Origin of the sequence: Shewanella surugensis (assembly GCF_023284005.1) — a bacterium.
Classification (GTDB): domain Bacteria; phylum Pseudomonadota; class Gammaproteobacteria; order Enterobacterales; family Shewanellaceae; genus Shewanella; species Shewanella surugensis.
The window spans coordinates 1-24,799 of the sequence record NZ_JAKIKS010000008.1 but is presented as its reverse complement, the minus strand read 5'-3'; the positions used below and the strand labels follow the sequence as shown (position 1 = coordinate 24,799).

Below are 24,799 nucleotides of genomic sequence, written 5' to 3'. Positions count from 1 at the left end.
GCATGAGCGACTCCCCCATTGCAAACGCCAGTTATATCACTTTTTTATGACGACAGAGAACACGCCGAGAGTATTATCGTTCAGCTTTCCAAGCATGACGATCTCAGCCTCATTAAGAAACGACTGACTTTAGGTGATTACCAAATCAATGAGTGGCTGATTGAACGCAAGACACTGCCCGACTTAGTGCTGTCTTTATGTGATGGTAGGCTGTTTTCACAAATCGCTCGTTTAGCAGAGAGTGACTTCAACGTTGCCCTATTAATTGAAGGGAAAAGCCAAGACATAATCGAATACAAGATCCATAGAGAAGCGCTCATCGGTGCACTGTGCGCTATTAGCATTCACTTTCATATTCCCGTGATACGCAGTCAATCGCAAACCGAAACCGCCAAACTGCTCTATTACTGCGCTAAGCAATTAAATCATCATACAAGTGACTTGAAACTCACGGGACGTAAGCCTAAGCGCCAAAAAAACCGCCAACTATTTATATTACAAAGCTTGCCACAGGTCGGGCCTAAACTGGCCAAGCGGCTGTTATGCCACTTTTTAACCGTTGAAGCAGTGATGACAGCGTCTGAAAATGAATTAATACAGGTTGAAGGCATTGGTAAAAAGAAAGCCAAAAAAATACGTAAAATACTCACCGCGTCATATTATTAAGCTTGTTGTATTCTGCTCACTCGTTGCTTCATGCCATCCAAAATGGGTTCGCTTATATGCTGAGGAAAACCTTTGGGTAACTGAGACCTGACCTTCATTATCACAGTATCAACTTTATCAGCAATTTCACTCAAAATATCAGCCATCGTATCCGTATCAAAACCAACAGCCTTTGCTGTTTGCATAAAGTGCCTCGGGAAAATCTGTGCGATTTGATACTTCTTACCTTTAGCAGCCTTCAGGCCCATTGCTAGCTTAATATCTCTAATATTTAATCCCTTGCCTCCCATGACTGGATACATAGATAAAATATCGTAAAAAGGGGTTAATCGGTATCCGCCACCAGCCTCGATAAAAAGAGAGAAGTTTTTAGCATGGCCATCTGTCGCCGCTAATAACCAAAACAACACCTGCGACTTCATAACGTTAATTCTATCTAACTCTGCATTCATCGACCCCAACAAATAAGACATGATTTGTTCAATATCTGGCCCACCATGGCTTTCATATTTTTTGGCGAGTGGCACATTCAATGCCTGACAAAAATCTTCCTGTGGCAATCGAATAATCCATCTTCCATCAGCAGAAAATTGACGATCGAAGCGCTCAACCGCCAGCGCCTTAATATCACCCACATTGAGGATGGTACATTGAGGCACGTTTAAACCAAACTCTCTCACTATCATCATGCACAGATATTCATTTTCAACGCTATCCGACATATCAATGGTGTGTGAATGACTCTTGACCTCACCGATTGCCAGCTTAATGATATGTGTGGTCGGCGTGGCTTTGATGGGTAATCGCCATTGACCATCGAGATTCAGTAGAGCGGTCTTTTCTTGTGCGCCAGCAATAGAAATTCGAAAATCATCTTCATCGGCTAACATGCCTAACGGAATATCGGATTGATAACCTTTTAATACTTTTTCTAAGTCCACATCTGACAGCGGCTTAGATTCTATCTTTTTGACATCGAAAGCAGCTTGAGCGTGTGGCACTAACTGTAAAGCCCCCACACTGTCATGCCCGATTTTAGCCAATAGATCGAACGCCTGAGTGGATTGCGCATTATGCCGAGCTACGATCCTGTTTCTGACTTCAATGTTATCAGGCAATAAGTTATCAAAAAAATTATAAACCTCATCACCTTTATAAATTTGCGTTCTCAAAGGCATAGAAAGTGATATAGGGCGACTCCCAGCAATATCTAACCATTGCTGGGCATACTTAAATCGATGAGAACCCGTGGTTGATTTGGTCAACTCACCAATAAAATAGCCATTCATATAAACATCAAGAATAGCCATCACCACTCCTCCTTCCACTCTTGGTCAGATGCGAGGCTTTTGTCATCACCAAGCTGTTCTGCCAATGCGACATTTCTCACCTTAACGTCTAACTCAAGGTTCAAAGAAGATAAAATTTTAAACAAGGTGTCTAATTTTGTGGAATCAGGGTGTTGCTCAAAACTGGAAACCGTGTCTTGGCGAATACCCACCTTGCTCGCCACTTTGCTTTGCGAAAGGTGCATATTTAAACGTGCATCTTTTAAATACGCACTCAGCTGATTTGCGTTAGTCACTTTCATGATTACTCGACCTTATCACTGCTACCTCACTCCACTTTACACGCTATAGAAGGTAAAATCTAGATTTCAGCCTCAACAATCACACGCTACAACCGTTAAATTCAATTTCACACGCTACAGCCGTTAAACTGAGATTTACACGCTGTAACCGTTAAAGCAGGGATTACACGCTATAACAGGTAAGCCTAACACTGAGTGATAAAGACAGTAATAAGAGACCTAGGCAGGCGCTAAAGGGGCCATTCATTTTCCCCAAGCAATAAATCACCGTTACTGGTGAATAATTGAGGATCCGTTGACTTTGAGACGTATATTCACCGATATCGGTGAATAACTTTATAAAGCATAGAAGTCTAGGGGGCAGCTTATTTATCAATAGCTCAGAGTGGGCAAAGCTGGAACAGCTGCGGCTCGTTTATTGGCTTGAGCGGTAAAACATGCATCGTAAGATGACATCACCTTGGCTCAGAAGTCCAACTCAGTTGGCCGTTATATAAGCTGCAATCCTTAACTGAGACTGCCGCATCATCAATATAGACTTGTAAAGCCGATGAGGTTTTATAGGTCAGATACTGGCTGCATGTGGCACTTTGGCCGGTTCCGACAATAATCTGCTCATCCTGAATCAAGGTACATTTTATGAGTTTATCTATGGGTGAATAACTTGGGCATATTTCATAATGTTGACGGTACTCGGACACTGCTCCCATCGGCATATTAAACGTCCACCACTTCCCTTTCGCTGATGGCTGATATTCACTATTCCAAGTACGCCAGACTGTGATCTCTTTTTTAACTCGATACACATTGGCTTGGCACAGCTTTCCAGCTCCTGGCTTACCTATTACTTCATTTTGCTCACCCACATGACTGATAAACTGCAATGACTGCAAATCTAACGGCAGCGAGCCGTTACAGAGACCATTATACTTTGATAAGCCACTAGCACTTCCTGCATTAACACCCTCTTTATTAGTGTCTTTTGTATTAGTATCAGCGGCACTGGTATTCAATGCATTTGTATACGAACAGCCACTGATACTTAATATAAACAACCCTAGCAGTATTTTTACCATGTTTAATTCCCTTTAATATTACTGCTGCACTTGATACCAGTCTGATATCTACTCATCAAAGCCTAGTTGCTGATTATTCATTCATCAACGAACGCTGTGTGGGCTGAGCTGGAACTCGTTATTAGCTTGAGCGGAAAAATAATAAATATTGGCTGATTAAAAAATAATCAAGCAGTTAATCACGCAGGTTGTAGAAAAAGCTATTCCATCACTAAACGCGGTATGTTGAAGAAAAGCACCGTGAAATAATCACTATGCTTCAGTATGCAGCTAAGAGTTTTGAGTTAGAAACCCCAAAGCACTGGCAGTAATTATATATACACCTTAACTGGGTAACCTAAAGCTCTTAATGCTTTATTGGTTCTCCCATTACGCGGTGGGGTGTGTTCAGGCATAGCCCAACCTGCAACTTCAGCAATAGAGTTAATACCGTAATGAGGAATTTTGTATTCTGGCAATTTACCAGCCATATAGATACGCTCCCAAACAGCTTCTGGTTTTCCACCATAAAGTACAAACTCTAGCAACTCTGCGATGCTTTGGCCTCTTACGTTACGAAGTGAAAACATTAGCTTTGCGTACAACGGAATCCGTTCTTCTCTAGTTAATGTAGTTACATCCGCCCTGCCTAACGTAGATGTAGGGATTTTAATCACATGATCTCTTGTTGCATGAGTGGCAGAACATACAGAAGAAAAGTCATTAACACTTAATTGGCTAATATTCTCCTTCGACATTAAGTGCCTAATCGTTGGTGCCGACTCATCAAACGTAAAGTCTTCATTTGAAGGGGGTGTTTTCTGGTTTTTCCACCAAACTAATTGCGCTTTAAGTGCTGCACTAGGATTAGTACTGTTTCGCTTATTAAAGTCATCAAATGGATGGGTACCATCGGGTTGACGAACTTGATTATAGTAATACGCATGTAAAAACTGATCGACTTGCCACAACGGCGGTATATCTTCACTTACCCAATTAGGTCGGTAATCATCAATCACCTCAGAAATACCATGAATGTAAGTCAAAGTACTATGCCATTCTTGGCTAAAGCGCTGCTTATGTTTATCTACAGCTTTAGCATCATCCTTAAAACTTATACCTTGCCACTCAGGTATGAGCCGAGGTTTACCGTCGAGCTCAGCTTGATGTTTGGCTTTTAACTTTGCCAATTCAACTTGTTCGTCGATTATCTTCTTACTTAGTGGCATTGCGACATCAAGCCCCTCAAGCCCAGTAAAAAAAGCTTCTAACTGTTGTTCAAATCCATTTTCTTGAATTTCAACATCTGTTAAAAACACACCAGCTTCTATATTTGAATACCAAGCCCTGTTCGTTAGGTTAGCTGAGCCTATGTATGCCCCCCAACCTTGCCACCAAATTACTTTAGCATGAAGCATGTCAGGGATAAGCTTACAAAATAAGTTATCCCGTTCATGACGTAATAATGTTTTAAGTAGACTTGGCGTAACAGGTACAGTCTGATCGTAGCGCATCCAAATATCTAAACGGTACTTATTTTCAAAGCAGTTAGAAATTAGCAGAGGTGTGTGGCCCTGATCACTACCATAAGCAATTGCAGCAAGCACACCATCAACTTCAGTTCCTTTGGGGGGCAAGCAGCTTGATAAAAACTGCTTGTTTAATCCATTAGCAATCAATTGCACCTTAATCAATACCTTGTTAAATAGTTTCTCAATATACCCTATAGGATCATCATATTGGAATAACACATTTCTCGAAGCAAACTCATCAACACCTATCAATTTTTCGTTCCGTCAGCGATCAGGTTTACAGATCGAATAAGACGGCGCTGCTTGATGTGACTGTAACCTATATTTTGATTTACCAATCCCGACTGAATACGTTTGGCATCTAACCAGAGGCATGACTGTTCTAGAATGCTGCTCAAGTTATCGATATGAGTAATGTGTGAGACTTTAATGGCCATTAGTTTTTCTCTTTTATAAGCCGCTATGAACACTCATTTTGTCTTTCCCTTACATCAAGTTAAATTATTATCAATGAGATACTAGAAAACCAATGGGTAATGATACCTGCCAAGCTAGCAACCTATTGATTTTTACACCTTAACACCCACCTACTATCGCTATTCATTTTTTTCGGATAATCTATCGCTAATAATCAATGGGATAAAAGGATTTTTCATGCCCCAAAATGGCCTTTATGAAAAACTAATCACACAACTTGTTAAACAAAATTTGGATCATGATTCTTTTTATGTGGGTGAAAGGCAATTAGAAGCGGGTGAAGCGAGTTCATGGCTATCACGATTTTTAACCCGTATCATCGAAATAGCCATCGATTCTGTCCCTAATGGTAAAAAACGAATTACTACTCAAATAAATTTAGCCAATAGCATCATTCAATGGTTAAGTGATCATATTCAAGATCCAGACTTAATCAATGAGAATTTAATTGATAGCCAAGGAAAAATACTGACTGCGCTATTTGATAAAAATGACCCCATTGCTGCAAACTTACCGCAATACGTTGAATCAATCATGCCTCTCACCGGATTAACTCAAAGTGAGTTATTTTGTGGTAGTAATGTCGGTATATCACTCGAGACTGAAATTAAGCGTGAAATACAATCCTCAGACACCATTTATTGGCTCGTCTCTTTTATAAAATGGACTGGCATTCGGATATTCAAAAATGAATTAGAGGCCTTTACTCGCAGTGGTAAACAACTCAAAGTCATTACCACATCTTACATGGGGGCAACGGATGCTAAAGCGGTTGAGTTTTTAGCGAACCTTCCCAACACAGAAATCAAACTTAGTTACAACACTAACAAAGAACGATTACATGCTAAGTCCTATTTGTTTATGCGAAACACTGGCTTTCATACCGGTTATATTGGCTCATCAAATCTTTCCCACTCGGCGCTAACCAATGGATTAGAATGGAATTTAAAAATCACTTCACAATAAATTCCACATATTATTGAAAAGTCACTCAGCACTTTTGAAACTTATTGGGAATCTCCGGATTTTGAACTTTTTGATGGAAAAGCGGAAAGTAAAGAAAAACTCAGCAATGCATTACAAGAGGCAAAAGGACTGGTCAATGGCCCGATGCAGCATTTTTATTTTGATATAACCCCTCATTCTCATCAGCAAACCATTTTAGATAAATTACAAACTGAACGTGATCTACACTCTCGATATAAAAATTTAGTTGTAGCCGCAACAGGGACGGGTAAAACGATTATTTCTGCTTTTGATTTTAAACGTTTTTATCTATCCAACCCTGAAACAACATTTTTATTTATTGCCCACAGAGAAGAAATCCTTAAACAAGCTCGCAACGCATATCGAGGAGTACTCAAAGATAGTACCTTTGGTGAATTATGGGTTGGCGAAAACAAACCACTAAATCACAAACACTTATTCGCCTCAATCCAAAGCTTAAATAACCAAATCGATAATTTAAAACTCAATAAAGACTACTTTAGCTATATTGTTATTGATGAAGTTCACCATATTACTGCAGATAGCTATCGTTCCATACTAAGGCACTTTTCCCCGCAAATATTACTCGGACTCACAGCCACCCCAGAGCGACACGATGGTGCCAATATCCTCAGTGATTTTGACGATACCATTGCCGCAGAAATAAGATTACCCGAAGCAATAAATCAACGCCACCTTGTACCATTTCAGTACTTTGGAATTGATGACGGAACTGATTTAACCCAAATCAGTTGGAACAAAGGACGATACGACTCTAAAGAGTTAACCAATATCTACACTCACGATGATCAAAGAGTTAAAAATATCATTAATAGCTTACAAGATATCATTACAGATATCCCTCAAATGAGAGCACTCGCTTTTTGTGTTAATAAAGATCACGCCAGATTTATGTCAAGAAAATTCAATCGCTACAATATTTCCAGTGATGTATTAACAAGTGATAACGCCCGTGAACGAGGCATCCAACAACAACGCCTAAAATCTAAACAAATAAATATTTTATGTGTTGTTGATATTTTCAATGAAGGTGTAGATATTCCCGAACTTGACACCTTACTTTTTTTACGACCAACAGAAAGTTTAACTATTTTCTTACAGCAACTTGGGCGAGGACTCAGACTAATAGACGGAAAAGAATGCTGCACCATTCTAGATTTTGTGGGTAATTCACGTCCAGAATACAATTTCACAGATAAATTTAGAGCCTTGGTAGGTAAAACAAATCAAGGAATAGAAAAAGAAATCAAACAAGATTTTCCGCATTTACCCTTAGGCTGCAGAATAGAGTTACAAAAACAAACTCAAACTATGATTTTGAAAAATATTAGGCGCGCAATACTCAACAAAAATAAGTTGATTAACCTCATTAATAACTTCCCGTATGTCACTAATTTACCTCTAACCCTAGAAAACTTTTTACATATTCACCCCAATATTCAACTAGAGGACATTTATAAAATTAAGAATGGCAAGATGGGTGGCTGGTCAGCCTTAGTTAAACAAAGCGCAGGTAATGATGTAGAAAATGACAAACAAAAAGACATTTACGCAGCCTATTATCGTGCAATTAACAACCGAATACTGAATTGTACCTCTATCTCCTACTTACGCTTTATTCAGACATTATGTAAGAATGATTTTGCTTTAAAATCATTTATTGGCACTAAAGCATCCGAACATCTGCAACAATTTTCACTCATGTGTCATTATGATTTTTGGGATAAAACAGGTAATCAGCTTGAATTTAATGATATTTCAGAAAGTTTAAACACTCTAAAACACCCTAAACTCCAAAATGAATTAAGCTCTGCTCTCTCAATACTCATTAATCGACTCGATATCAGCGAATTTAATATACCTAAAACCAGCAATGAAATAGTTGATACTTCCCCCCTTAAAATGCATGTTCGCTACCCTAAAGAACATATTTTAATTGCTTTTGGTGACACAACTTTCAGCAAAAAGTCATCTAGTCGTGAAGGTGTCCTTAACATCAAAGAAGCAAATGTCGAATTGTTATTTGTCACCCTTGATAAGTGCGAAAAGCAATTTTCAGCAACCACTATGTACCATGATTATGCCATCAGCCCTACATTATTTCACTGGCAAACACAGAATAGCGCCAAGCCTAATGCTGGAAAAGGATTAAGTTATATAAAACAAAAAGAAAGCAATAAGACCATCTTATTATTTGTGAGAGAAAAAGCCAAAGATGAAAACAGTAAAACTATGGGTTTTGTCAACTTTGGCCCTGTTGATTTCGTTAAATATGAAGGCAGTCAACCAATGAATATCACATGGAAACTCAAACACCCCATGCCAGCCTATCTATGGACAGATACAGCAAAACTCGCCATGGGGTAACTCCACTCCTCCTTCCTCCCCCTCTACCTCTCAGTAAAAACCACCTACACCAAAACGCCCTGAAGGTGACTTCAGGCCGCGCGCTCAATGGGCACTCTCAACCTCAATGAGCAAGATGCGATTCGCGTACCACCTACATCCAACAGACTCAGCAGCCTTTTGCAAAAATTAAGCAAATATCAAAATGGAATCGGACTTTCTTCTGGACATACCCAAGCTATTTGAAGATGCAGAATTCAGCTGAAATTAAAACGCTTTTAGGCAAGACTTTGATTTGAAAACCTAGTTGTTCTAAGTTGATACTCTATAACGCAGTATAAAAGTGTTTTAGGCCAGCCCTTGGGAGCCCATGAAACACCAACTTTTGTTGTAAAACTCACTCTTTTTTTAAAAGAATGCGCTTAAACTTACATACTTTATTAGGCTCTGAAAACATGCATCTTTGAGTGGCTTGGGTACATAAACAACTCGACGAAGCTTTTGTACAATAAAACCCGCTAAAAACGGACTTATATTAAACGGACTACAATCCCATTTTCATTCAAATAATAGGAATATAGTCCCATTTTGGGGCTTTATTGCCTCCCCCCTACCTCCCACCAAAAAACACACCAATATGCCCTGAAGATATTTATTTTTTAGAAAGTAACTACAAATGTAATTACATGGGTATGGGAACGATTAATATTCGGATCGATAATGATTTAAAAGCACAGTCATACGCGGCGTTAGAAAAGCTCGGAGTTTCACTTGATGACTTATGAGCTGGAGTTTGATAGGAGAGCATTAACAGAGTGGAATAAGCTTGGTGATACGGTTAGGCAGCAATTTTTTGCCTCACTTCTGTAAAAATGATTAATGCTGATCGTAGTGGCCACCTATGGCAAATATATAAACGTATGTATCATCAAACGTGTAAATAAGCCTATCTTTTTGGGATAGGCGTTTCGACCATAATCCTGAAAGGTTATGTTTGAGTGCTTCTGGTTTGCCTAAGCCTTTTGCGGGATCTGCACCTAACATTTCTTTTAAAGTTTTACATAGCGCCTTATGAAGTTTTTTATCTGTTTCTCTCATTTGCTCATAAACGAGCCAAGTTTTACCTTCAAAAACGAGTGTTCTCATTCATTTGCTCTTCTGTTGGGGTATAACCTTTTTCATCTGTATGAGTTTTCATTGATTCAGAAATTTGCTGCATTAGGCTACTATTTTGGAGTACATGTAATGTTTCTTGATCTCTTGCCCAGTCATCCGCACTTACCACAATAAAGTCATCACCAGTACGTCGGGTCACTTTTAAGGGCTCATGTTCATTAACTGTTTGCTCAACATATGCTTTTAAGTTATCTCTAAACTTATTGACGCTTACGCTATTCATAACCACCTCTTTTATGTACGGCACTTCCGTACTATTGTGAGATAGCTAATACCATAAGTCAACTCTGATCTGAAAAAGCGCACACATCCCACTCCTTACTCGCACTGCCCATGCAATTCACATACAAGCATCCTCAACGTCTGCCCTTAGCGACTACCTACTTGCCTACTGATGGCTCTAGCCGCTAACTCAATAAGCCCTTATTATCTTGGTAGCTACTATTTAATTGTTGCTGGATCAATTTAATGGTCGATTGACTCACGCCAACGGCTTGCGCTTCCGTTGAAAAATTCGAGAGGCTATCCACTATCTGTTGCAGGTGAATTTTAGCCTCAGACCAATTAGCATAATTAGCTATTGTTGCCAGTTGTTGAATGGTTTTTAACGGCGGTTTTTTACCGTAACCACCAAAAGCGGTGGCATGTTCACCATAGGGCGTCGCACTAAAAGTCACGTCATAGAAAGGCGCCAGTGACCAATCCCCTTGATCACCTTGTAAAAAAGCCCAGTTTTTACTGTGATCATCTTGATTCAAGGCAAATAAATTAAATAAAGCGCGCCGAAATTGAACTTGGCCTACCATGGGGCTTTTACACAAGATACTGCTGGCCTTAATCAAATCCTGATAATCTAAGCTTGGGCTTCTAAAATCGGCATCTAATAACCCACAAGCGCTGTGCATATGGTACCGACCATGATGACCATCTGCGTGGTTTACCCAATCAAAACGTTTAAGCGCTAACCAAAAACGTGCTCCTGACTTTTCTGGTGCGGGTAATAATTGCCACTCTGGTACCTCTAATCCCGCTTGTTGAGCCAGTTTCAAATAAACCGCTTCACATAAACCTTCTTCATGTCCAAGGGCTAAATTTCGAGAAGTAAATTTGACTAACCACGCTTCATCATTTGGCTTAGGTTGCGTTCGACACTGGTCAAATTGACCTTTAGATAAATAAACTTGTGCCTTTGGACGTGCCCCTCCCGAACTCCCTGCCGCCACCAAAGCCCCTAAGACCTCATCAGTTTGTCCATCAAAAACAGCTTGTGCTTGCAATCCCAGACTCGCAAGTTCAAACGATTGCTCATTAGATTCAGGCGTAAGGCTAGACATGGGTCGATAACAAAGCGCCCCCAATGCTGACTCACCGACAAAAGCAAGCCTATCCATCGTTGTTACACTATTGGGTAAAATACCTTGCTGGCGAAACACTCGATCCATTAACAGTAATCCCCATCCATCAGGCAAAGAATCAATAAAAGCGCCATGTAAACCGTAATGTGGCTGTTTGGGTGCTAACTGTAATTCACTGTCCAACTTCAAGCCAAAAGGAGATAAATTAGCGAAACGTTTAATATATTCATTACTATACTGAAAGAAAACACCTTGATTATTCTGCGCCAACAGCCCTACCAGCACCTGCTGACCACTCACAAGCGTACGCCACACTTCGAGTTTTCTTGTAGCTAAAAAACTCATGACCCTAACACCTCATCGATTGTTTTAGGGAGATTTGATTTAATATCAACGGGATTGAGCAAGGCTTGTAAACGATTTAAATCGTCAAGGCTTTGCCAGAGTAAAAGTAATTGTCGTAATGAGATTTGCCCTGTGGTCTCAAACTTTTTAATCGTTGCCATAGGTACCATACTGCGCTCAGCTAATGCGCTGCGTGATAATTTTTTTATTTTACGCTGTTGTTTAAGGTATATAGCAAAAGATTGCTGTATATCACTCGCGGATAAAAGCGAAAACTCGTTGATAACACCATGCATAAGACAACCATTAAAAACAGATACTATAGTAACCATTATAAACTAAATTAGCATAAAAAGGACATCATAATGGCTATTTACTCAATATTCTAGCTCTATATCCTCAACGTCAGCCCTTAGCCACTAATTGCTAACTACTAACACAACAGGCCTTTATTGTCTCTCTATACACTCTGGCAGTTTATGCGTTTACTTACTGTGACTACACATTAAAGGCTGCTTGTTTCATTAACTGCTGGCCTCTGCTGATCCCTAAGCGGTCCGCGGCTTTCTGCCAATTTTTCACTGCGCTCAATACTTCATCATAAATTTGAGTCGCCTCAGCATGCGTTAAACGAAAGAAATCGATAACCTCAAATGCCAAATTATAATCGAGGCCATTGGCGGTATCGGTAATGTTTAGGTGTAATCCTTGTTTACCTACAATGGGGTTCAAATCATAGGCTGGCGATAACTTCCATCCTTGACTCGTTAATAGGAAACCATGATTACGGAGGTGATCGTCGGTATTGGATACCGCAATATTAAACACGATCCGACGCCATAGCTGAGCTAAATCCACCTTGGTTTGCGCTCCTCGGTTAGTCAGGAACTCCGCGATTTCAAGATAACTGGCGCCTTCAGAATGCTCACCATCATTCTCTTTATTATTAAAATATTGTAATTGCGTCATCGCCGATGATAAATGGAGTCGTTTACTGCCAATGCGATCAAAACGTTTCGTTATGAAGGTGTGATGCTGCGATGAAAATTTGCGGATTTCACTTGGAGACATCTCAACCCCTGCAGCCAATGCCAACTCGTAACACAGCATTTCCCATGCTCCAACATCAAAGGTATCGTTTTGATTGGGAAACTTAGCGATCCAAAGCTGGTCATGTTCATCGGTGACACACGCTTTAGGCCTTGCTCCACCCAATGAAGAACCTGGGGAAATGAGCATGTTGAGCCAGCGATAATACTCATCACTCTCAATGTTTTCGTCTTTTTCAATTTGAATGGCGGCGTGTTCCAGCTCTCTTAATGACGCCATGGGGGGGGCGGAAAACTCTGTGTTGTTATCAAGAAACTCTGGCGAATTCGCTGTCTTGAATCGGATCCCACCCATTCGGTATGAGTCATGCACGCCTAATAAATAATCCAACTCACTCAAACGGCTACTGCTTCGTAAACCTTTACGGTGCTCAATAGCGGCTCGGCGCTGCATGAGAATTCGCCCCCAGCGATCGGGTGACGAGTCCAAAAAGGCGCGAAAGTTTTTATCGGCAGCATCGTTGTACAATTCACCACTATGAAGGGTGAGTAGAGGGTCTATCTGTAAGCGGTATACTGATTTTAGAAATGCTTTGTCATACGCAAAGCTGAATACTCCACCACGGCTAGAATCACTATAAGTTAATTGCCCAAGCAATAATGGTTTCTCAATGGGATCCCAAGAAGCATAAACCTCAACGACACTGCGGCTCATTTGGCACCATCCAAGAGTTTAATATTTTGCAGCTTGATACCGACTTCATCGAGAGCGGCTAACTCGGAAAAGTTATCTTCCATTCCCAGTATCGCCATTATTTTCAGATAAGTGCCAATAGCGACACCTGGATCACCCACAAATACCTTATTGACCGTTTTATTATCAAAGCCTGTACGTTCACAGATCATTTTTTTAGTAAAACCACGGCGTTTCATTGCCAACAGCAAATCTTCACCAAACGTACTCAGTACCTTGCGCTGTTTAGGAAACAACACCTTATGTAAGTCTCTCTTTGCCATAAACCCACCGATAAACGGACTATAATCCCATTTTAAAGCTATTAGTAGGAATATAGTCCTTTAAGTACAAAAATTCAATCTCATCATTCAAAAAACAATCAAATATAAAACGGACTATAATCCCATTTTATTTAAAATAATGGGAATATAGTCCTACATTTAAGACCGCGTCCCCCCATATTCCCTCTCTCCCCTCTTTTATCGAAAGCTCGAAACCTTGAAAGCTCAAAAAGAAACGCTTAAATGCATTAGAAGCTTTATTGGCTCTCGATTAAGCTGATAGCGCTTAATCAAGCTGATGGCTCTAGCCACTAACTCAATAGGCCCTTATTATCTTGGCTTTAAATACGCTCTGACTCTCTATGCGCTCGGGCAGTTTATACGCTTTGGCTCTCTATACGCTCTGGCTTTTAATGCGCTTTGGCAATGTTGATTAAATGGCTATTGAATCAGTTTTCTCGTGGCTAAAAAACTCATGACGCTAATACCCTCTTCAGCCATTGCCCTCCGCTTTCTGACTTTACGTTCACAGCTCGTCGCCCATCAAAAAACGGCAGTCGACTTTAGTACAGTCGACCTAATGCTAATTGATATACGTTAGTGATAATGATTATTATTTACATTCCTTAAGCATCCACTGATCTCTTATTCAATCCGTAAAGGCAGCCATGAAAAAAATAACCGCACTCATACTTTCTCTGTTCAGCTTAGGCTTATTTAGCGCCTCGAGCGCATTGGCGGATCCCACCCCGACACTACTGACCTGTAATGGGTGTTCGCTGGCACAAATGGAAAGCGTCAGCCGCAATTATTTCAATAAAAGCCAAGATGAATTTATTGCAGTGGTGGATCATCACAATGAAATGGGCATAAAATTTCACGTTAGCCTACAAGAAAACGCCTTCGGTAAAACAGTGAGTCAGCTGACTGTTATTGAGCTGACAGCTGAAGAGTCCGACAATATTGAGGCGATGATTGAAGCGCGAAAGGCACTGGCGCAATTTCTCCCCGAAAGCGTCAAGCTTAGCCCTAAAACGGCAACGCTGACGAAGTCACTTTTGGACTCAACAAAAACGTCTTTCAATTTTGATTATCAATACTTGTACTACGGCAGTTTCACACAAACGGCCAATGTGTATGACTTTATGCAGGCGTCTTTCTTAAGAAACAATGCTTATCAAGCCTATTTTGGCGGTTATGGGGGCACTTATTTCTTCAGTTTACTCTCTAAGGCACTGATCAGCTTTAAACTGCCTTATGGGATTTATGATGGCTTAGGCTTGCATATTAATATTCAATTTGAAGATGACAATCAACAATCGTTGGGGATTGCACAGGTCGCGATTGATCCCGCCAAAGAAACCTTCAATGTCATCGCGGCAACCGATGCCGATAATAACAGTATTCCCGTCGACAAAGAGCAGCTCAGTGGTCAGAGTTTCATTTTTTCATCGGATGAGAATAAAATTATTTTTGACCAATATATCGAGCAATTTTCTTCAGCTACTGAAAAATGCCAATCGGTCAGCAAACGTGACTACCACGACATCAGCCTTTATACCTATCAGTGCACTACAGTATCGACTGATTGATTGTCAATCACACTCAACCTCACTAAGTCAACAATGAAACGTCATCCGATAGCAATGAATGCACTCTGATGACGTTCATCTCATCCCGATCCCGCTAAACGTGTTTTAACCACTAAAAATCAACCGCCCCTAAGCAATGACCCCCCCCAAAAAAAAATAAAAATTAACTCGCGAGATAATCAATAATCAATTAGGCTTTGCGTTCAGATTATAAAAGCAGCAGTATAAAGGATAGATTCAAGTCGATTGAGGTTAATACCAAGATAAATTGGTATCAATAAACAGCGGAAGGATAGGCTCATATGGATAATAAAATTACACGCATTTGCTGGAATAGCCATAACTGGGCATCGCCTTCAGGCTCAGAAGGCAAAAGCCTTGATAAAGATAGCCTTGAACACAGCCAAGGCTACAGTCATGAAGAATGGCTAGGGGATCACGCCAAAAAAGTTGACGGTTTCAAATATGCTTTCTTACCCGCCATCAATACCCATAATAATCGCTTTCAAGGCAATAAATGGAACATCTGGCTTTATACTCTCAAAGACAATAGAAAAATATGCTTCGGATACATCAAAAAAGCCATTTGCTTAAGTGTAGAAGCAGCACAAACGGCACTTGATGTTTATCAAAAGGAAGGTTGGCTTGAAGAAATGCAAGCCCAAGTCAGCGCCTTAGGGCGTGAAACCACGCCTTTAAAAGACCTGCCGCCACTCTCCAATTTTAATATAAAATTTAAACCGAAAGATCTTGTTTGGTTAAAAGAACCTAAAGATATTAGCCATCATTATGCTAATCATCGCTATGTATTAATGGATTTAGTGGATCCGGACTTTAAGCAAGAACATTTACTCGAAGATGATCTTTCTTTCGATTTAACCCATATTCTTGAGGCACCTTTAACGGACAATGCAAAAATTGGTGCCGTTAATAATCGAATAGGTCAGGGTATTTTTAGACGCAACGTCATTGAGTTATGGCAATCTGAACACTGCGCGGTCACCTTAGTCGACATTAGCTGTATGCTCACAGCGACGCACATTAAATCATGGGAACATTGCACTGACGATGAAAAACTCGATGGGGCGAATGGCCTTATGCTCTGCGCACATGTCAGCCAATTATTCAGTAATCACTTGGCCAGCTTCACGCCCAAAAATGGCCGCTATGTGCTAGAAGTCTCCAGCACTGTCGATGCGATGCAATTAAAAGGCTTAGGGATCGAAAAAGAAACCGTGCTCAACACTGCTCACTTGGATTTTGATTCACTCGAACGGTTTAAACGTTATATACACGATCATAATCAACGGTTTATTGAAACCAATACCTTTTATCATGATTAGGATCGATTGATCGTTACTGATGATGTCGCAGCCATTTGTGGTTTCGTTATAGCAGGCAAGACTGATGAAATGTTGTCATTGAGCCTTAATAAGCCATCACGCAATACCAAATAACCACAAGTGCTGCCTAGTATCACTATCACTCACTTATCATTTTGAGAAGAGCAGTTTTCTTGATAACGTTCAATTTCTTCTTGGCTAAAGGTCATTCGATAGCTCATTCGTGACAAAGTATGAGCATCTTCTTTTTTCACATTGGTCTGGACTAAAAAATGCTCATACTCAGAAAAATCACTGGATAGCGCTTCTAATTGACTGTCATCGGAGACCTCAGCAAAAAAGATAGCAGCAGATAACCTGGTTAATAAATTTTCATAAGGTAATTCCCATTGAGCAATCACCCCTGTAGCCTCTAATTCAGTCATTTTATCTTTTACTTTATCAATATCGGGTACATACATAGTGTGCTCCTTTGCTATCTATAAACCAGCTGATGCTTATCATTTCTCTTAGCAGAGAATAGTAGAATAAACCGGTGTCCACAAAGTGGAAAACAGAATAAAATTCTGTCATCACACTATTATGTTATCCCCTGTTAACTCATTCAACCACAAAAGAGACCGCCTTAAATAAAAGATGTATTTATGGTTATCATTCACACACAAAGCACCCATAAAAAATGCGCCTATAAAAGACGCATTTTTTAATGACTTAGTTGACTATATTCCATTATCAACTCGAATAAAAAGTTATTATCTTAACAACTCACCGCTGACTGAGTGATTTTTTCAGCAGCTCGTTCGCCTCGTCTTGCTAAGAAGAAGTAAAATAATGGTGTCAGTAACAGACCAAACACGGTCACACCGATCATGCCAGCAAACACGGCTACCCCAATCGCTTGACGCATTTCAGCACCCGCACCCGTTGAGAACACCATCGGTACCACCCCCATGATAAAAGCAATAGAGGTCATTAAAATAGGCCGTAATCGTAACCGCGCTGCTTCTAAAATCGCCTCCATGGCAGGCAAACCTTCATCTTGCTTTTCTTTTGCAAACTCAACAATCAAGATGGCATTTTTAGTCGCCAGTCCCACCAGCACAATCAAGCCTATTTGGGTGAAAATATTATTATCACCGCCATAGAGCAATACGCCACTTATCGCCGATAGTAAGGTCATTGGAATGATTAAAATAATGGCTAACGGTAAAGTCAGACTTTCATATTGAGCCGCCAACACCATAAATATCAATAAGATCACTAATGGAAAAACCAGCATCCCAGTATTGCCCGCTAAGATCTGCTGATAGGTCAGCTCGGTCCATTCATAACTCATCCCGTTAGGTAACGTTTCCGCTAAGATTTTTTCAATGGCCGCCTGGGCCTCACCCGAACTGTATCCAGGGGCTGGGCCGCCGTTGAGCTCAGCGGTGGTAAAACCGTTATAGTGCATGACACGATCGGGACCAGCAATATTGGTCACATTGATAAATGAACCCAGTGGCACCATGTCGCCTTGATTGTTGCGCACTTTCAATTGACTGATTTGCTCAGGGCTTTGACGGAAGGCCTCATCAGCCTGAATATTGACCTGATAAGTGCGACCAAACTGATTGAAGTCATTAACATAGGTTGAGCCCATGTAAGCCTGCAAGGTTTGGAACACTTCATCTAACGATACCCCTTGTTGTTTCGCTTTGGTGCGATCGAGATCCAAGTCTAACTGCGGCACATTCACTTGGTAACTGGAAAAAACACCGGTTAATTCTGGCGTCGCCCACGCTTTTTGCATGACCTGCATGGTGACTTTATACAACTCTTCATAACCCAGATTTGCTCTGTCTTCAATTTGTAATCTAAAGCCGCCTATGGTGCCTAAACCTTGTACAGGTGGAGGCGGGAATATGGCAATGAAGGCATCTTGAATACCGGCAAATTGTCGATTTAAATCGGCCGCAATCGCATTCGCCGACATGCTGGGATCGGTGCGGTCAGAAAAATCTGTTAATGGCGTAAACACAATGCCGCTATTGGGGCTATTGGTGAAACCATTAATGCTCAGTCCAGGAAAGGCCACCGAGTGATCGACACCAGGATGGGCCATGGCAATGCGTGACATTTCTTTAATCACGGCTTCGGTTCTATCCAATGAAGCAGCGTCAGGCAGCTGGGCAAACGCAATCAAATACTGTTTATCTTGCCCTGGTACATAGCCTGTGGGCGTAGAATTAAACTGTAATCCGGTTAATCCCACTAAACCAATATACAGCACACCGAAAATAGCCCCTAAGCGGATGACTTTTTTGACTAACCAAACATAGCCATTAGACGCGCGATTAAACAAGCGATTAAAAGGCCTAAATAACCAAGCGCCAAACACTTTATCCATGCCCCGAGTGAGCACATCCTTCTTGTCATTACGGCCTTTTAATAACAAGGCTGCCAATGCAGGACTGAGGGTCAATGAGTTAATGGCAGAAATAAAGGTCGAAATGGTAATGGTTAAGGCAAATTGTTTATAAAACTGCCCGGTTAAACCAGACATAAAGGCGGTGGGGATGAAAACTGCGGCCAACACTAACGTGGTTGCCACAATGGGGCCCGTCACTTCTTTCATGGCTTTTTGTGTCGCGGCGATAGGCGATAAACCCTCAGCTATATTACGCTCGACGTTTTCCACCACCACAATGGCATCATCGACCACAATACCTATGGCCAACACCAGTCCAAACAATGAGAGTGCATTGAGCGAAAAGCCCAATAAATACATGAAGGTAAAGGTACCAATTAACGACACAGGTACCGCAACCAATGGAATAATCGATGCGCGCCATGTTTGTAAAAACAGCACCACCACCAATACCACCAGCAATACCGCTTCTAATAAGGTTTTCACCACAGCCTTAATCGAATCACGTACAAACACCGTCGGATCGTAAACAATCGAATAGCTTAAACCTTCGGGGAAGTTTTTAGATAATTCTGCCATTCTAGTGCGAACATCATCTGATATTTGAATCGCATTAGAGCCCGAGGCCTGAAAGATGGGGATAGCCACGGCATCTTTATTATCCAATAATGAACGTAATGAATAACTAGAGGCGCCCAGTTCGACTCTGGCAACATCTTTTAAACGGGTGACTTCACCTTGTTGGCCCACTTGAATAATAATATCTTCAAATTCTTCAACGGTGGTTAAACGCCCTTTGACATTAATCAGTAATTGGAAATCTGCATCGCCACTGGGCTGAGAGCCGAGGCTTCCTGCTGCGGCTTGCTGATTTTGCTCACGTACAGCATCAATAATTTGCAGGGGTGACATGCCCAGTGCCGATACTTTATTGGGATCTAACCAAATACGTAAACTGTATTCACCGGCGCCAAACAAACGCACCGCACCCACACCTTCAATACGGGCCAGCTCATCTTTCACATTTAACGCGGCGTAGTTTGACAAATACAGCATGTCATAACGATCATCCGGTGACGTTAAATGCACCACCATGGTCAGATCGGGTGATGACTTTTCAGTAATGATCCCCAGACGTTGCACTTCTTGTGGTAAGCGAGGTTTCGCTCTATCCACTCGGCTTTGTACTTGCGTTTGTGCTCTGTCAACGTCGGTACCAATGGCAAAAGTAATGGTTAATGTCATGCGACCATCTGAGGTCGCCTGAGAAGACATATACAACATATCTTCTACGCCATTAATTTCTTGCTCTAGAGGCGATGCCACTGTATCGGCAATCACTTTAGGATTAGCGCCGGGGTAATTAGCGGTCACGACGACCGTTGGCGGTACCACTTCTGGGTATTCAGTGATCGGCAATTGCCATACAGCAATCATCCCTGTGATCACAAAAATCATCGAGATCACGGCCGCAAATATCGGCCTTTTAATAAAAAATTGCGAAAACATCTAACCGCTCCTTTATCCGCGATTTTGCTGTGAAGCCGTATTGACCGTTAATGGCGCTTCGGCGTTATCATCAAATGTTTGTTGCTCACGCTGTAATTGCGTCAGCTGCGCCGCTGTTGCCATTGCCACTTTATTAGGCGTCACTTGCATACTCGGACGAACACGCTGCAAGCCATTCACCACGATTTCATCACTCGCTTTTAAGCCACTGGTGACAATACGAAGGCCATTGATTTTTTCACCTAATAACACGGAACGATATTCTAATGTCTGCTCATCATTGACGACGAGTACAAATTTATTATTCAAATCTGTGCCAATGGCTTTTTCATCAATTAAAATACCTTGATAAGCATCACCACTCATCAACTTGATACGGGCAAACAATCCAGGTAATAAACGTTGACTGTCATTACTAAAAGTCGCGCGAAGTCGAATGGTCCCAGTACGTGGGTTTATCGCATTATCAACAAAATCGATATGTCCCAAATAGTGATAATCTTTATCATTCGTTAGCGCCATATACACTTGGCTGCCCTGATTTTGTTCGCCGTTTAAACGCGCCTTATTCATTAACTGGGTATAACCCAAATAACTTTGCTCATCGACATCAAAATAAGCATACATTTTCTCAGTGGACACTAATCGAGTCAGCTCAGTTTTTCCTGCTGTAACATAGTTACCCGCTGTCACTTGCGCATAAGACACACGTCCCGTAATAGGCGCTTTAATTTGGGTATAGGCAAGCTCAAGTTCGGCGCGGGTTAATGCTGCTTGTTGTGAAGCCACACTCGCTGCTGCCTGATGCTTATTCGCAAAACGCGTCTCTAACATTTCTTCTGAAATCGCTTGTTTTTTATGTAGTTTTTCGGCTCTAGTATATTCGCTATTGGCTAATGTTTGCGCCGCTTGACTGCTTTGCAATTGTGCTTTTAAGCGCAATACTTCGGTTTGAAATGGGGCGGCATCGATTTGGAATAATAAATCGCCTTCATTAACCAAAGCGCCTTCTTTGAAATTGACCTGTTGGAGATAGCCTGACACTCTCGGCATCAGCTGAACCGTTTGCGGCGCTTGCAATCGCCCCGTAAATTGATCCCATTCGGTAATACGCTGCGACACGACATTGGCCACATCGACGGTGGGTGCAGGTCTAGCCGTGGCTGCTGCTGTTGACTCTTCAGAACCACCACAAGCTGTTAACACTAAGGCGGTAAGGCTGCTCAAAATTAAAAGTCTCATAGTGTATTGTTTACTCATGACAATGCCCCTAATTTATCTTCTCACCCTGAACTGAGATTATTCATGGGTGAATAATATGTTTATGTACCGATCGGTAAATATAAAGATTTTTTCATCTCTGTCAATCTTTTTTTGTACCGCTTGGTATGAAAATATTTTTTTAATGTGATAGAGTAGGCAAAATAGCCAAAAGATAATGGACAATCGGGCCAATTACTATGCAATGACCGTATATTAAAGGAGATGAACAACAGTCAATGCGCTTTATGTACCCAAAAAAGAGGAATACAACATGTCACCAATGTGTAATGGCTCATCAGTAGGTCGTCCTCGCACCTTTGATTTAGAGCAAGCGTTAGAAAAAGCATTGGATGTTTTTTGGCGTAAAGGGTACGAAGGCACCTCTTTAACGGATTTAACTCAAGCAATGGGGATTAATAAACCCAGCTTGTATTCAGCCTTTGGCAATAAAGAGCAACTCTTTTTAAAAGCCATCGATCTTTATGAGCAGCGTCCTTGTGGTTATTTTTTACCGGCACTGGAACAAAAAACGGCTTATAACGTCGCCTTATTTATGCTCGAAGGCGCAGCGGAAAACCTGACTAACACTGAACATCCTCAGGGATGTATTATCGTGCAAAGCGCCTTAGCGTGCAGCGAGTCTGGTACGAGTGTCAAAGAAGCCTTGATTAATCGACGCCGTGAAAATGAGGAAAAACTTTGCCAACGTTTTATACGCGCTCGCGAAGAAGGTGATTTAAAAGAGGATACCGATCCTGAAGTATTGGCAAAATATCTCGTCACCGTATTACAAGGTATGGCGGTACAAGCGACCAATGGCGTCAGCAATAAAGAGCTACACCGAGTGGCCCAAGTGGTACTCAGCGCTTTTGCTAAATCTTAAGCTGCTACTTTTAAGTTGGCTCAAACGCTTTTCATGATCAGCTCAAGCTGTCATTTTCAGGCTTGAGCCCGCTCAACTTTCGCAATAATTTGCAATAAAATAATCAACTCATATTACACATCGTAGCGATATATTTTAGTGCGATACAGATCGGCAACCACCGTCATATTCGTTGGCTGATGATCAGGCAAGGCAAAGGTATTGCTAACCAGTTGGCGTGGACTTGACGCAATATTTTGCTGGTTTAACTTTTGCTGTTGGAGCTTGTGTGAGAGTTTTTGCATGCCCGCAGGAAACAAGTAACAACAATAAATTTGATAGGGTGCTAAATCAGTGACGAGAAAATTCGTCCGCCTAAACGTTACGTTCTCTAAATGAGTCAGCTTGACCCACAATACAGAAACCAGCCAAGGAAAAAAAGACACTTCGAATCCCGTCACCTTAACCTCAGGGTAAGCCTTAGCAAGGGTTATCGCTAAATGCCCCCAGCCTGAACCTAAATCGGCAATATGGGATACATTGATATCGGCATTAATGTGTGCAACCATTTCACGGCGCACTTTAGCCGAGCTCGGCATCGGCGAAATACCGGTACGTAAGGTAGACACTATGATGCTAATGCCTATCAATAAGGTTAAGCTCAAGCATGCCACTTCAATCACACTCAATCCTTCCAAAAAAGGAGGATTATATCAGGTACATTAGAAAAAGTGGCGCATCTTAAAAATCAGTTACAGCTCATTGTTCCGTTGAACGCTAGACACTTCATTACGTTGATCTAGGCTAACATCTTGACTCTCTTGCAATCTCGCACGCAACTCATCACGTGGCATTGATTCTTTTCGTCCTTGAGACTGAGTCGAATTAGGCTTAAATGGACTTTCTGCTGTAACATCTGTCGCGGTAAAGAAGTTATATGTTTCTGACTGTAAACCCCGTACTGCAGATGAATATTGCTGACTTTTTTGGGTGTTCTCTGTGCTTTCAGCTTTCTTTAATTGTTCAAGATAAACACTATCTTTACCAAAACTTTCTAAAATTCCCTTAATAACAGTCTCATTAACTTGCATCTGTAATTCAGTATAGAAATCTGCAACTGAAACGGATGGATTAAGACCTAAATCAGGCGTAAAACTCATACTAGACATAATACTATTCTCTCGCTCTTAAATGAAGTGGATATGATTCGGTGTAGATTGTTGTTTCTGATTTTTTTTATTTGGCTGAAGACGCTGTGGCGTGCCCACCTCATTAATAATTTGCTCTCGCCAATATTTAAGTACATCAATGACTTTTTCAAGACTCATACTTGGCTTAAGTCTCAGCTCTTGCTGACCTAAAACAAGATGGACTTCTAAAGCGTTAGCATTTTCAGAAAGAGAGACAATAGGCGCAGCCTTAATCGCATTATTTCTATTCGCTATCAACATATTTTGCATCATAGATTGAGATAAGTCACTCACCACATATTGGCCAAAAATGACGACTTGATAACCTATCTCAGGTTTAAAAAGTGTGATTAGCATGTCATCATTAAGTGCCAACTGACAAAGCCCTTTTTCATCAAACGTGAAAAACTGATCAGTACCACTTAACTTAAGCTCTTTTAGCCACTTGTCTCTCAAATCGATCATGTTTCACCTGTCAATTAACCTTATTTAAAATCTGCTAGTGATTCAACATTGTGTTTCTGCGGTGGGGATTGTTGCAAAAACAGCCAGCATTTGGCTATCAGATTAATGACAAACTTCTAAAAAACACACTCGACTTTAGTGTAACCAAGTAGCCCGTAACGCCTATAAATTTAATTTATTGAGGAACAGTAAAAAATTCATATACTAATCGCTAAATTAACTTATCCCCCCCCCAAATTGATAACAATGGCCTTTTTTGATAGTGCTCGGGCGGGGTTTCTTGCTATAAATACTGCCAACTGAAACAACTAAGATGTGAGCGTCCGGCGAACTACGCCTTGCTTAGATTAACATGCCAAGGTAAGAGACTATTGAGATCACAGTTGGGGGGAGATAGCTGTTCCAAGCAATGTTCGATGTAATCGAACGGCGTTAAGCCATTCGCTCTCGCCGTTTCTATGATGCTGTACAACATAGCACTCGCCTCTGCACCACGGTGGTTGTGGTTAAATAACCAGTTTTTACGACCAATCACAAACGGTTTGACT

23 protein-coding genes and 1 pseudogene are annotated in these 24,799 nt (G+C 41.1%); 6 read left to right on the top strand and 18 right to left on the bottom strand.

The genetic code is table 11. From position 1 onward, the window contains the following. Window positions 1-18 precede the first annotated feature (18 nt). Window positions 19-666 (top strand): ERCC4 domain-containing protein, encoded by a 648-nt coding sequence (locus tag L2764_RS03480; RefSeq protein WP_248938853.1) that lies wholly within the window; start codon window positions 19-21, stop codon window positions 664-666. On the opposite strand, the gene L2764_RS03475 is transcribed toward L2764_RS03480, so the two are convergent. The 5 genes from L2764_RS03475 to L2764_RS03455 form a co-directional block, all read right to left on the bottom strand. Further along, window positions 663-1,976: a type II toxin-antitoxin system HipA family toxin gene (locus L2764_RS03475; protein ID WP_248938852.1), complete on the bottom strand. Its 1,314-nt coding sequence runs from the start codon at window positions 1,974-1,976 to the stop codon at window positions 663-665. The genes L2764_RS03480 and L2764_RS03475 overlap by 4 nt on opposite strands. Beyond that, window positions 1,976-2,257, bottom strand: coding sequence for a helix-turn-helix domain-containing protein (locus tag L2764_RS03470; RefSeq protein ID WP_248938851.1), 282 nt, complete (start codon window positions 2,255-2,257; stop codon window positions 1,976-1,978). The genes L2764_RS03475 and L2764_RS03470 overlap by 1 nt, the downstream gene beginning before the upstream one ends. Window positions 2,258-2,712: 455 nt before the next feature. Continuing rightward, window positions 2,713-3,333 carry a hypothetical protein gene (locus L2764_RS03465; RefSeq protein WP_248938850.1) on the bottom strand — a complete coding sequence of 207 codons (621 nt, stop codon included), beginning with the start codon at window positions 3,331-3,333 and terminating at the stop codon, window positions 2,713-2,715. A 311-nt stretch (window positions 3,334-3,644) separates the two neighbouring features. Beyond that, the gene (locus L2764_RS03460; protein ID WP_248938849.1) at window positions 3,645-5,096 is read right to left on the bottom strand and encodes an anti-phage END nuclease; all 1,452 of its coding nucleotides are present in this window, start codon (window positions 5,094-5,096) and stop codon (window positions 3,645-3,647) included. Continuing rightward, window positions 5,093-5,281, bottom strand: a complete 189-nt coding sequence (locus L2764_RS03455) for a DarT ssDNA thymidine ADP-ribosyltransferase family protein (protein ID WP_248938891.1) — start codon at window positions 5,279-5,281, stop codon at window positions 5,093-5,095. Before L2764_RS03455 ends, L2764_RS03460 begins: the two co-directional genes overlap by 4 nt. A 217-nt stretch (window positions 5,282-5,498) precedes the next feature. Here L2764_RS03455 and L2764_RS03450 point away from each other — a divergent pair. Both L2764_RS03450 and L2764_RS28150 read left to right on the top strand, forming a co-directional pair. After that, window positions 5,499-8,696, top strand: a pseudogene (locus tag L2764_RS03450) (DUF3427 domain-containing protein). A 665-nt stretch (window positions 8,697-9,361) separates the two neighbouring features. Then, window positions 9,362-9,460 (top strand): type II toxin-antitoxin system RelB/DinJ family antitoxin, encoded by a 99-nt coding sequence (locus L2764_RS28150; RefSeq protein ID WP_376708373.1) that lies wholly within the window; start codon window positions 9,362-9,364, stop codon window positions 9,458-9,460. Window positions 9,461-9,551: 91 nt separating this feature from the next. On the opposite strand, the gene L2764_RS03445 is transcribed toward L2764_RS28150, so the two are convergent. The 6 genes from L2764_RS03445 to L2764_RS03420 all read right to left on the bottom strand — a co-directional run bounded on the left by L2764_RS03445 (window position 9,552) and on the right by L2764_RS03420 (window position 13,617). Beyond that, window positions 9,552-9,821 (bottom strand): Txe/YoeB family addiction module toxin, encoded by a 270-nt coding sequence (locus tag L2764_RS03445; RefSeq protein WP_248938848.1) that lies wholly within the window; start codon window positions 9,819-9,821, stop codon window positions 9,552-9,554. After that, window positions 9,802-10,074, bottom strand: a complete 273-nt coding sequence (locus L2764_RS03440) for a type II toxin-antitoxin system Phd/YefM family antitoxin (RefSeq protein ID WP_248938847.1) — start codon at window positions 10,072-10,074, stop codon at window positions 9,802-9,804. The genes L2764_RS03445 and L2764_RS03440 overlap by 20 nt, the downstream gene beginning before the upstream one ends. Before the next feature lie 184 nt (window positions 10,075-10,258). Next, window positions 10,259-11,551, bottom strand: coding sequence for a type II toxin-antitoxin system HipA family toxin (locus tag L2764_RS03435; RefSeq protein ID WP_248938846.1), 1,293 nt, complete (start codon window positions 11,549-11,551; stop codon window positions 10,259-10,261). After that, window positions 11,548-11,847: a helix-turn-helix domain-containing protein gene (locus L2764_RS03430; protein ID WP_248938845.1), complete on the bottom strand. Its 300-nt coding sequence runs from the start codon at window positions 11,845-11,847 to the stop codon at window positions 11,548-11,550. The genes L2764_RS03435 and L2764_RS03430 overlap by 4 nt, the downstream gene beginning before the upstream one ends. A gap of 202 nt (window positions 11,848-12,049) precedes the next feature. Continuing rightward, complete coding sequence (locus tag L2764_RS03425; protein ID WP_248938844.1) at window positions 12,050-13,315, bottom strand: type II toxin-antitoxin system HipA family toxin; 1,266 nt, start codon at window positions 13,313-13,315, stop codon at window positions 12,050-12,052. Then, window positions 13,312-13,617 carry a transcriptional regulator gene (locus L2764_RS03420; protein ID WP_248938843.1) on the bottom strand — a complete coding sequence of 102 codons (306 nt, stop codon included), beginning with the start codon at window positions 13,615-13,617 and terminating at the stop codon, window positions 13,312-13,314. Before L2764_RS03420 ends, L2764_RS03425 begins: the two co-directional genes overlap by 4 nt. Window positions 13,618-14,285: 668 nt before the next feature. On the opposite strand from L2764_RS03420, the gene L2764_RS03415 reads away from it, so the two are divergent. Both L2764_RS03415 and L2764_RS03410 read left to right on the top strand, forming a co-directional pair. Continuing rightward, entirely contained in the window at window positions 14,286-15,209 is a 924-nt protein-coding gene (locus tag L2764_RS03415; protein WP_248938842.1) for a hypothetical protein, read from the top strand. Between the two features lie 302 nt (window positions 15,210-15,511). Further along, window positions 15,512-16,552: an HNH endonuclease signature motif containing protein gene (locus L2764_RS03410; protein ID WP_248938841.1), complete on the top strand. Its 1,041-nt coding sequence runs from the start codon at window positions 15,512-15,514 to the stop codon at window positions 16,550-16,552. A 143-nt stretch (window positions 16,553-16,695) separates the two neighbouring features. On the opposite strand, the gene L2764_RS03405 is transcribed toward L2764_RS03410, so the two are convergent. From L2764_RS03405 to L2764_RS03395, 3 genes are all read right to left on the bottom strand, one after another. Next, window positions 16,696-17,013, bottom strand: a complete 318-nt coding sequence (locus L2764_RS03405; protein ID WP_248938840.1) for a hypothetical protein — start codon at window positions 17,011-17,013, stop codon at window positions 16,696-16,698. A 296-nt stretch (window positions 17,014-17,309) separates the two neighbouring features. After that, window positions 17,310-20,471: an efflux RND transporter permease subunit gene (locus tag L2764_RS03400; RefSeq protein WP_248938839.1), complete on the bottom strand. Its 3,162-nt coding sequence runs from the start codon at window positions 20,469-20,471 to the stop codon at window positions 17,310-17,312. Between the two features lie 12 nt (window positions 20,472-20,483). After that, window positions 20,484-21,731 (bottom strand): efflux RND transporter periplasmic adaptor subunit, encoded by a 1,248-nt coding sequence (locus L2764_RS03395; protein ID WP_248938838.1) that lies wholly within the window; start codon window positions 21,729-21,731, stop codon window positions 20,484-20,486. Window positions 21,732-22,005: 274 nt separating this feature from the next. Here L2764_RS03395 and L2764_RS03390 point away from each other — a divergent pair, with 274 nt between their 5' ends. Continuing rightward, complete coding sequence (locus L2764_RS03390) at window positions 22,006-22,617, top strand: TetR/AcrR family transcriptional regulator (protein WP_248938837.1); 612 nt, start codon at window positions 22,006-22,008, stop codon at window positions 22,615-22,617. A 113-nt stretch (window positions 22,618-22,730) separates the two neighbouring features. Here L2764_RS03390 and L2764_RS03385 read toward each other — a convergent pair whose 3' ends face one another. From L2764_RS03385 to L2764_RS03370, 4 genes are all read right to left on the bottom strand, one after another. Further along, window positions 22,731-23,279 carry a methyltransferase gene (locus tag L2764_RS03385; RefSeq protein ID WP_248938836.1) on the bottom strand — a complete coding sequence of 183 codons (549 nt, stop codon included), beginning with the start codon at window positions 23,277-23,279 and terminating at the stop codon, window positions 22,731-22,733. Window positions 23,280-23,348: 69 nt separating this feature from the next. Next, window positions 23,349-23,765 carry a hypothetical protein gene (locus L2764_RS03380; RefSeq protein WP_248938835.1) on the bottom strand — a complete coding sequence of 139 codons (417 nt, stop codon included), beginning with the start codon at window positions 23,763-23,765 and terminating at the stop codon, window positions 23,349-23,351. A gap of 18 nt (window positions 23,766-23,783) precedes the next feature. Then, window positions 23,784-24,251 carry a CesT family type III secretion system chaperone gene (locus tag L2764_RS03375; protein WP_248938834.1) on the bottom strand — a complete coding sequence of 156 codons (468 nt, stop codon included), beginning with the start codon at window positions 24,249-24,251 and terminating at the stop codon, window positions 23,784-23,786. A 331-nt stretch (window positions 24,252-24,582) separates the two neighbouring features. Further along, window positions 24,583-24,799 (bottom strand): transposase domain-containing protein (locus tag L2764_RS03370; protein WP_248938833.1); only part of this gene is annotated, 217 nt, incomplete at its 5' end.